We start from the raw sequence: 8334 nt of genomic DNA, 5'->3' as shown, positions 1-8334 counted from the left end.
ATTCAATTCCTTGCCTGTCTTAAATTGTTTTAAAAAGTCGTCTGATATGAAGTCTTCTGCTTTCATAATACTGTGTATATAGTTTTAAAATTAAGAAAATCGAGGTGAATCCCCGATTTTCAGATTTACACAGTTTATGAGATAGTGTCCACCGTTCATACCCCGATAGCTGCCCCGCTTTAAAAAAAAACAATTACTTCGTTCCTCCTTCTTTCTTCTGATCACCCTCTTTTTTCCGGTAAGCCTTCAGTTCTTCTTTGTCGAGAAAAGAATCCTTATTGGCGTCTATTACATCGAAATTCTCCTTCAATTTGGAAACCCTTTTATTATCTTTCGCTGCTGCATCTACCTCAGTTTTGCTGAGTTTACCATCTCCATCAGTGTCAATTTTCTTAAAAAAGCCTTCATGGTCATGCTGTTGCTGTGGTTGCTGTTGCTGCGGCTGTTGCGCATAAGTTTTTGCGGATACAAGTGTTGCCATTAACAAACCTGCTACAAGAAAATGCTTCATCATAATTGTGTGTTTTAAGTTATTGATGATTTTAACTCCAGGGTATACACTGAATTGCCACAAGTGGTAAGAATTAGTTCAGCATATTAGGATTGCACTGTTGGATAGCCGTTAGGTGTCGAAGTTTAATGTGAAGGATAATGGAGGAAATGGGGAATTGCTACCAGCCGGTAGCTTATAATGCTTATCAGTACTGAATTTAACGGATAATAGCGGGAAATATACAAGCGATTTCCTTAAGACTATTTAACACTAATTGACATAAATTAACGGTCATAAAGACTATTCCCTGAAAAATCGGCGAAAGTTGTTACCATTGTCAAAACGCAGTAATTTCACTCCTACCTATACCAAAAACATGGAAATCAAATCTACAAATAGTCACCTGTTTGAGCTAGTCGGCAAAAGCATCGCATACTTCGCCATGCTACTATTATTCATCCCCCGCCACTACAATAATGTCAATCCATATAAGTATTTGGTTCCCATCCTATTGATCTCAGCAGTTACTTATTTATACGTAAAATTCACACTATACAATAAATACACAATTGCAGTACAGGTATTAAAAGATCAGCTGATAGTGACCTACCTCCAGGGTCTTAGAAAGAAAAGCATTTATTTCCCCGTATCTACCACTTCATTGGAGCTTAGGTTCCAGGCCCGCTATCTAAGGATGCCGCAATTTTATACCCTCGTGATTATCGAAAATGGACAACCCAAATACTGGGTCAATAGTAAGGAGGGATTTGATGAAAAAACACTCACCGATTTTCTACATGAATATGCCCGCTTACAATACGGAAAAACAACTACCCCAACCTCATCTTCATCCCCTCATGCGTAGCCTTGAACCCCACCGACTCATAAAACCTGATCGCATCTACTCTTTTCTTGTCAGAAGTCAATTGAACCATGTAGGCCCCTTTCTCTTTCGCCCGGTTAACAATATATTCAAACACCCGCTTACCGATGCCTTGTCCGCGGTATTTTGAATGGGTTCTTACGGCTTCTACCTGCGCTCTCAAGCCGCCTTCATTGACCAGGTATTGAATAAACGACAATTGAAATGTAGCTACTGATTCACCATTCATTTCCACCACCGTTAATTCCAGGTTGGGATCTGCCGCAATCCTTTCGAATGCCTTCTGATACTTGTCGGAAAGCGCATTATCTGGATTCTCTCTGTCAGCGCCGAGTGCATCGTCTGCCAGCATATTAACAATGTCAGGAATATCTTCTTTCGTAGCCAATCTGAATGTAAGTTCCATATTCATCTGGTTTATGTATTCTTCAAAACAATCATTTCATCACAGGCACAGCCACACCGTTAAAATCGAGTACTGCAAACTTACCATCATTCTCCGCCACCACGTGACTTAAGGCCGTAGTAGCAAACTGTTTCTGGTATACTTTCTCTCCCCCGGTAAACTGCTCCGGCAAAAGTACTGCGGGAGCATTGGTATTCGCCAGTTTTACTTCAAACAAATTGTTAATTTTCTTACGCAGCGCTGCATCCGACTCCTGATCGATATTGAATATTTTATCGGCGACACCTTCAATAAATGCGATATCATGACGTTTGCTGCCGTTGGTGTAAATACAATAGTAAACGCCGGTATCATCATTGCCATACACTTTCTTCGCTATGCATACAGGTACCGAAGCGATGTTTTCCAGTATCTTCTTCTTTGCCTTATTCTGCATCACTGCAATAGCCACGATGGATAATAATATCAAGGCGCCACAAACCAGTGAATAAGTGGAATAAGTGGCATCTCTTTTCGATAAATCATAAAAAAAGTAAAGCGCAAATGCGCTGAATACCAGGATAACGATGGGTAGGAACATAAGTTTGTTTTGTCCCCAGCTGCCTGCGCTGGCATAGGTTTTCTTTAATGCGGTATTCTGTTCAAGATCATTCAGGGCCTGACTGGTAAGTATCATAATATATTTTTAACTGGATTTAAAACATGACTACACGCTAAAAGGTTAACATTCGTTCAAATATAGTAGCTCTCCCTTACATAAACAATGCCCGGGCAAATACTAGATAAATTCATTTCTTCCCCTTCTCCGTCAAATACGGATACACCATATCTCCAATCATCTCCGCATAATACCCCACTGCTTTCTTTCCCTTCAACCCCGTAGTCAGCTCATTCGCTGATATCCAGAAATCACCGATGATATAAATACTCCTGATTAAGCTCTCCCATACGGCGGCAGGTATATCGTTCCGCAGGAGACCCTGCTGCCGGAAATGCTCAAACACCTGCAGCAACTGCGTCCGCCGGGTAAGAAACCGCTGACTATATACTTTTTTCACAGCAGGTATACGCCGTGCTATTACCACAAAGTGAATATAGATAAACCGGTACTGATAAATATGCTGTAATATGCCGGCAATCGACTCCTGCAGGGAGGCAATGCTCCCATTCTCCAGTGGCGGCAATGCATTCAGCTCATCAATATGCCGGGTATAAAGAGCAGTAATAATTTCATCTGCGTTGGGAAAGTAATACTGAATGTTACTATGACTGATCTCCATCTCCTTCGCAATGTGCCGGATGGTGATCACATCAATGCCTTGCTCGTTAAATAACCGTAGCGCCGTAATTAATATCTTGTCTTTTGTATTCATATCTACAGCGAAAATAGAAAAATTAGTACAAATGTACAAGAATGAACTATTTTAGTACATTTGTACTAAATAAACGGACATCATGAATATTAAAGAAATCAGCATATACACCAACGATATTGCGCAAACTACCGCTTTCTATACCACAAAACTTCAACTGCCCATACTTCGTCAAAGCAGCAACAGCATCAGCTTTCAGGCCGGCACATCGGTATTAACGTTTGAACAGCAAACAGCCATTACACATCCCGTGTACCACTTTGCATTTAATATCACACCTGATTTATTGGAAGAAGCCATCACATGGTTGCAGCAAATCACCACATTGTTACCCGTCACAGATAACAGCCCTATCGCCGCTTTCGACAACTGGAACGCCCACGCGGTTTATTTCTATGATAATAATGGAAATCTGTTGGAACTGATTGCACGGCACGACCTGCCAAAGGAAGCGAATACGCTGACCATTATCAACATCAGTGAAATAGGGATTGCTGCCGCAGAAGTACCTGCATATGCCGATCAACTGATCAACACCTGGCATTTGCCGGTTTTCACGAAACAGCCCAGAATGGAGGCTTTTACGGCATTAGGAGACGACAACGGGTTACTGATCATCGCGGCACAGGGCAGGAACTGGTTTCCGGCACAAATACCGGCACAGCCCTTCCCTGCTACAGTAACAATTGAACACAACGGTGAAACAAACACTTTCGCATTATAATGCGCGATCCCGATGCATATGCCCCCATTCGTTCAACTGGTCCCAGATAGGCACCAGCAACAAGGCGCTGTCGGTAAGACTGTACTCCACCCGTGGTGGCACTTCAGGGTAAACGGTTCTCTTGACAAGGCCATCCCGCTCCAGCTCCTGCAAATGCAAGGTGAGCATACGATCCGTAATGTTGGGGATCTTCTTTTTCAACTCGCTGAAACGAAGGGTCTTTGTCTCCAGCTTGTATAATATCTTCAACTTCCATCTGCCGGACAGTATATCCATCGCGAAGGCCATCCCGCATACTTCGCGGATCTCCTCCAGGTTAATTGTGTTGGTTGATGTTTCCTTTCTCTTCGCCATTACTTACATTTTTGTGAGCAGCATACAATAGGCTGCTGTACTACAAATGTAATATTCATATAATAATTTTGAGCCCATAAACGAACAATCACATGAATATTCTTATTGTATACGCACATCCGGAACCAAAGAGCATGAACGGCGCTATGTTTAACACGGCTATATCTACACTCAAGGCAGCAGGCCACCAGGTAAAAACATCTGACTTATACGCCATGGAATTTAATGCTGCCTCCGACCGTACCAACTTCACCAGCACACACAATCATCATTTTTTCAAACAACAACTGGAAGAACTACACGCTACCAGCGTCAACGGCTTCGCACCCAACATTGCGGATGAACAGGAAAAAGTAGCCTGGTGCGACCTGATGATCTGGCAGTTTCCGCTGTGGTGGTTCAGCGTACCTGCGATCATGAAAGGATGGGTAGACCGCGTATTTGCCATGGGCCGCACCTACGGACAAGGACATATTTACGAAACCGGTATCTTCAGTGGCAAAAAAGCGATGCTTTCGCTCACCACCGGCGGAAAAAGAGAAGATTACATAGACGGTGGCTCTAACGGCGACATGGATAACATGCTGAAACCCCTGCACCGCGGCATCTTCCAGTTCACCGGCTTTTCGGTATTATCACCACAAGTAGTGTACGGTCCCGCCAGACAAACACCGGAAGACCGCAGCAAAGAACTCAGCAACTGGACATCCAGGTTGAATACTATCTTTGAAGAATCACCCATCAACATCACGAGTTACTAATTTAAGTACCCCTCAACAAAACCACATACGCTCATCATAGGAACCACCGGAGCCATAGAGCTGTTAGCTTTTAGCTATTAGCCGTTAGATTTTAGCGGATGTTAATAGCGGGTAAAATCTGGTCCTGCAGTGGCAAACTCACTGCAGGACCAGATCGTTTAATTATGCAGGATAGCGGCCTTTACTTTTTGCCGGTGATGCAACCCCCATTCCACCAAACTCTCTGCTACCGGCAATATCGTTTGACCATAACAGGTAATGGCATATGCTACGGTAACAGGTTTTGTTTTCAGGACAGTCCTGGTCACCAGGAAATTCATTTCCAGCACCTTCAGTTCTTTTGATAACATCCTCGCAGAGATGCCTTCTATCTCCCTTAATATCTTTTTAAAATAGTTACTCTCCTCAGGCCGGTAAGCCAGGTACCGCAGTAGTTGCAGCTTCCATTTACCACTGAATAATTCAATACTGTCGCGCATCGCAGTAAGTTCTTCGTGGCAAGTTGCTTCCCGCAGATCTCCTTTTATATTTATAATTGCCATAGCTGTTGGTTTCCATAGTAAACCGGTTACCTCCGGTATACCCATAGCAAATATAACCCAACATCGCAATAATTTTGATGCATGAAAAATCAAGAAAACATGCAGGCAATTGTACTAGATGACTTTGGCGGCGTAGAAAATTTTTCTGCTGCCACACTTCCCATACCCGAACCGGGAGATAATGATGTGCTGGTAAAAATAATGGCCACCTCATTTAATCCGATCGATTATCAGATCAGACAAGGAGCTACTGAACGCAAACGGATGCACTCCCCGATACTGGGCCGCGAATTTTCAGGCATCGTCATTAAAACAGGCAAGGGGGTACAACAATTTGCCATAGGAGATGCTGTGATGGCCGCATCCGGCAGTATGGGCTCCAATGGCACCTATGCTACGCATATCAGTCTGCCGCAGGAAATACTGGTACATAAACCCGCCAACCTATCCTTTGCAGAAGCCGCTGCCGTGCCCACCGCAGCGCTCACCGCACTGCAATGCTACAAACGCCTGCAACTGCCTGCGGCTGCCCGCATTTTCATCAGCGGCGCTGCTGGAGGCGTAGGACTAGTGCTGGTAAAACTCCTCGTGGCTGCAGGATATACGCAGCTCTGCGTGACGGCAGGTAATGAAGACAGCAAGCAACAATTGCTGCTGGCAGGATTGCTTCCATCGCAGATCATCGACTATCGCCTGCCTGATTTATTGCAGACAATTTTAATACAACAGAACGGTCAGTTGTTTGACGCAACTATCGATCTCGTAGGTGGCCATCTCTCCGAACTATGTGCCGATGTACTCCTCACCAATGGCATTTACCAGGACGTAACAGCGCTCACTACTCCGGCAGCCAGAGAAACACTTTTCAATAAGGGGGCCGTTATCATCAATATTTCCAATTACGCTTATTCTCTCACCAGGCAACTGCGTTATTACGGAGATAGCCTCCGGCAGATCACGGCCATGCTGGAGAAAGGAATCCTCACTCCGTCTCCGGTGTATGTTACAGGTATGTTAAGTGTGGAAACAGTCCAACAATCGCACGATCTGCTGGAACGCAATCAGAGCAGAGGACGCAAGCTGGTCATGACAATATTTCCGGAAAATGAATAGTACTGCTGGCACATACCGGCATCATCTTTGGGGCATGGGCGCGCATGTGGAATCAATTTATAGAAAATGCGGACCACCTGCCTAATTTCCTATGGAATCTGATGCTGGCAGGCATTGCAGTCATCACGGGATGGCTCATCAAATTGTTACTATCTTTATTCTTACGGAAATCAGTCTCCGGTCAACAAGAATTTTCGCTGATTCATAGTATCCTCTATCGGTTAGGCAAAGCATTCAATTACTTTCTGCCCCTGCTCCTGCTGAATATGGCATTACCCCTGATGCGGGTGAATCCTGACTACGTGCCGGTGATGAGTAAACTGGCGGAGATCGCATTAACATTGTCGTTTGCTGCGCTGGTGATAGGCATTATCAAAGTGATGGAAGACTATATCTACCACGCGTATGATCTGAATAAATCCAACAACCTGAAAGAACGGAAAATACGCACGCAGTTGCAGTTCATCCGTAAGTTATCCGTCTCCCTGATATTGATACTCACCGCCTGCGTAATATTGCTCAGCTTCGACAGCATGCGTAAACTGGGTGCAGGGCTCCTCACCGGCGTAGGTGTAGGCGGTATCATTATTGGTTTTGCCGCGCAGAAATCATTGGGCAACCTCCTCGCGGGGTTCCAGATTGCTTTTACACAGCCCATTCGTATTGATGATGTACTCGTAGTAGAAGGTGAATGGGGACGTGTGGAAGAAATTACACTGACCTATGTAGTGCTCAATATCTGGGACCAGCGTAAACTGATTTTACCTATTAACTATTTTATAGAGAAACCTTTTCAGAACTGGACCCGCACCGGCGCGGAAATACTGGGCACCGCCTTTTTTTATATGGATTATACGGTACCGGTAGATCAGCTTAGAACAGAATTTGAAAGACTCCTGGAACTGTCGCCATTATGGGATAAGCGTGCAAAAGCCTTGCAGGTAACCAATACCAGCGAACGAACCATTGAAGTGAGGGCATTAATGAGTGCTGCTAACTCGGGCAATGCCTTTGATCTCCGTTGCTATATCCGGGAAAATCTGATCAAATATGTAAGAGAACATCATCCTGACAGTCTACCTAAAACCAGGGCGTATATTGAAAACAAGGAAGCATCAGTTTAATCGCTTTTCCAGCAGGATCAGATGTTTACACTGAATGCCGTTTTCATAGATCGGCTCCTGGTAATGTATCATAAAGTAATCTTTCTTAATGGCGGTGATCTCAAATCCCTGCCGTTGATATAAATACAGTTGTGCAATACTCGAATTGCCGGTGCCAATGGTAAGCCGTTTAAAACCATTGGCCCTGGCCCGTTGTGCTGCATCCTGCAATAATATCTTACCAAAACCCTTTCCCTGGTAGGCAGGATTTACGGCAATATTTTTAATCTCCAGTTCTTCCGGATCGTTTGCCAGTAATACATAACTGCCTATTACCTGCTGATCCTGTTCCATAACGTATACTTCCGCCAGAGATAAATAGGCATTGAGGGCTATAATAGAAGGATCGGCCAATAATAACAGGTCATAGGGAATCTTTTCGCCCGGACCTAATTTCCGGATAATAGTGTCTTCCTGCAGGGAGGTCATCGCTGAATGATTTTGTCGCTATTAAAGTAAATGCTATTAGCTGTTAGCTGTTAGCTTTTAGCTGTTAGCTGTTAGGAAATGCAGCGAAGACCA

The 8334-nt window shown here is 44.2% G+C and carries 12 protein-coding genes; 5 read left to right on the top strand and 7 right to left on the bottom strand.

Annotated features, from left to right (window positions below):
* Nucleotides 1-193: 193 nt before the first annotated feature.
* Nucleotides 194-514 (bottom strand): hypothetical protein, encoded by a 321-nt coding sequence (locus tag AC1DP6_RS28975; protein WP_477058000.1) that lies wholly within the window; start codon nt 512-514, stop codon nt 194-196.
* 355 nt (nt 515-869) lie between these two features.
* Between AC1DP6_RS28975 and AC1DP6_RS28970 the strand changes: the two genes are divergently transcribed.
* On the top strand, nt 870-1358 hold the full coding sequence (locus AC1DP6_RS28970; protein WP_477057999.1) for a hypothetical protein: 489 nt from the start codon (nt 870-872) through the stop codon (nt 1356-1358).
* On the opposite strand, the gene AC1DP6_RS28965 is transcribed toward AC1DP6_RS28970, so the two are convergent.
* The 3 genes from AC1DP6_RS28965 to AC1DP6_RS28955 all read right to left on the bottom strand — a co-directional run bounded on the left by AC1DP6_RS28965 (nt 1324) and on the right by AC1DP6_RS28955 (nt 3155).
* Nucleotides 1324-1782: a GNAT family N-acetyltransferase gene (locus AC1DP6_RS28965; protein WP_477057998.1), complete on the bottom strand. Its 459-nt coding sequence runs from the start codon at nt 1780-1782 to the stop codon at nt 1324-1326. The genes AC1DP6_RS28970 and AC1DP6_RS28965 overlap by 35 nt on opposite strands.
* Nucleotides 1783-1813: 31 nt before the next feature.
* On the bottom strand, nt 1814-2458 hold the full coding sequence (locus AC1DP6_RS28960; RefSeq protein ID WP_477057997.1) for a hypothetical protein: 645 nt from the start codon (nt 2456-2458) through the stop codon (nt 1814-1816).
* Between the two features lie 112 nt (nt 2459-2570).
* Entirely contained in the window at nt 2571-3155 is a 585-nt protein-coding gene (locus tag AC1DP6_RS28955; RefSeq protein WP_477057996.1) for a TetR/AcrR family transcriptional regulator, read from the bottom strand.
* 82 nt (nt 3156-3237) lie between these two features.
* Between AC1DP6_RS28955 and AC1DP6_RS28950 the strand changes: the two genes are divergently transcribed.
* Nucleotides 3238-3879 (top strand): VOC family protein, encoded by a 642-nt coding sequence (locus AC1DP6_RS28950; protein ID WP_477057995.1) that lies wholly within the window; start codon nt 3238-3240, stop codon nt 3877-3879.
* Here the strand turns inward: AC1DP6_RS28950 and AC1DP6_RS28945 are convergent.
* Nucleotides 3874-4233, bottom strand: coding sequence for a winged helix-turn-helix transcriptional regulator (locus tag AC1DP6_RS28945; RefSeq protein WP_441576063.1), 360 nt, complete (start codon nt 4231-4233; stop codon nt 3874-3876). The two genes, AC1DP6_RS28950 and AC1DP6_RS28945, sit on opposite strands and share 6 nt — an antisense overlap.
* A gap of 92 nt (nt 4234-4325) precedes the next feature.
* Here AC1DP6_RS28945 and AC1DP6_RS28940 point away from each other — a divergent pair, with 92 nt between their 5' ends.
* Nucleotides 4326-4994, top strand: coding sequence for an NAD(P)H-dependent oxidoreductase (locus AC1DP6_RS28940; RefSeq protein WP_477057994.1), 669 nt, complete (start codon nt 4326-4328; stop codon nt 4992-4994).
* A gap of 158 nt (nt 4995-5152) precedes the next feature.
* On the opposite strand, the gene AC1DP6_RS28935 is transcribed toward AC1DP6_RS28940, so the two are convergent.
* Nucleotides 5153-5536, bottom strand: a complete 384-nt coding sequence (locus tag AC1DP6_RS28935) for a winged helix-turn-helix transcriptional regulator (protein ID WP_477057993.1) — start codon at nt 5534-5536, stop codon at nt 5153-5155.
* 81 nt (nt 5537-5617) lie between these two features.
* Here AC1DP6_RS28935 and AC1DP6_RS28930 point away from each other — a divergent pair, with 81 nt between their 5' ends.
* Entirely contained in the window at nt 5618-6649 is a 1032-nt protein-coding gene (locus AC1DP6_RS28930; RefSeq protein WP_477057992.1) for an NADP-dependent oxidoreductase, read from the top strand.
* A gap of 44 nt (nt 6650-6693) precedes the next feature.
* On the top strand, nt 6694-7773 hold the full coding sequence (locus tag AC1DP6_RS28925) for a mechanosensitive ion channel family protein (protein ID WP_477057991.1): 1080 nt from the start codon (nt 6694-6696) through the stop codon (nt 7771-7773).
* On the opposite strand, the gene AC1DP6_RS28920 is transcribed toward AC1DP6_RS28925, so the two are convergent.
* Nucleotides 7765-8241, bottom strand: a complete 477-nt coding sequence (locus AC1DP6_RS28920; RefSeq protein ID WP_477057990.1) for a GNAT family N-acetyltransferase — start codon at nt 8239-8241, stop codon at nt 7765-7767. The genes AC1DP6_RS28925 and AC1DP6_RS28920 overlap by 9 nt on opposite strands.
* Nucleotides 8242-8334: the final 93 nt, after the last annotated feature.

It is taken from the genome of Chitinophaga sp. 01L420 (assembly GCF_056399985.1).
Note: the sequence above shows the minus strand (reverse complement) of the source record. Positions and strands in the feature narration are given on the sequence as shown.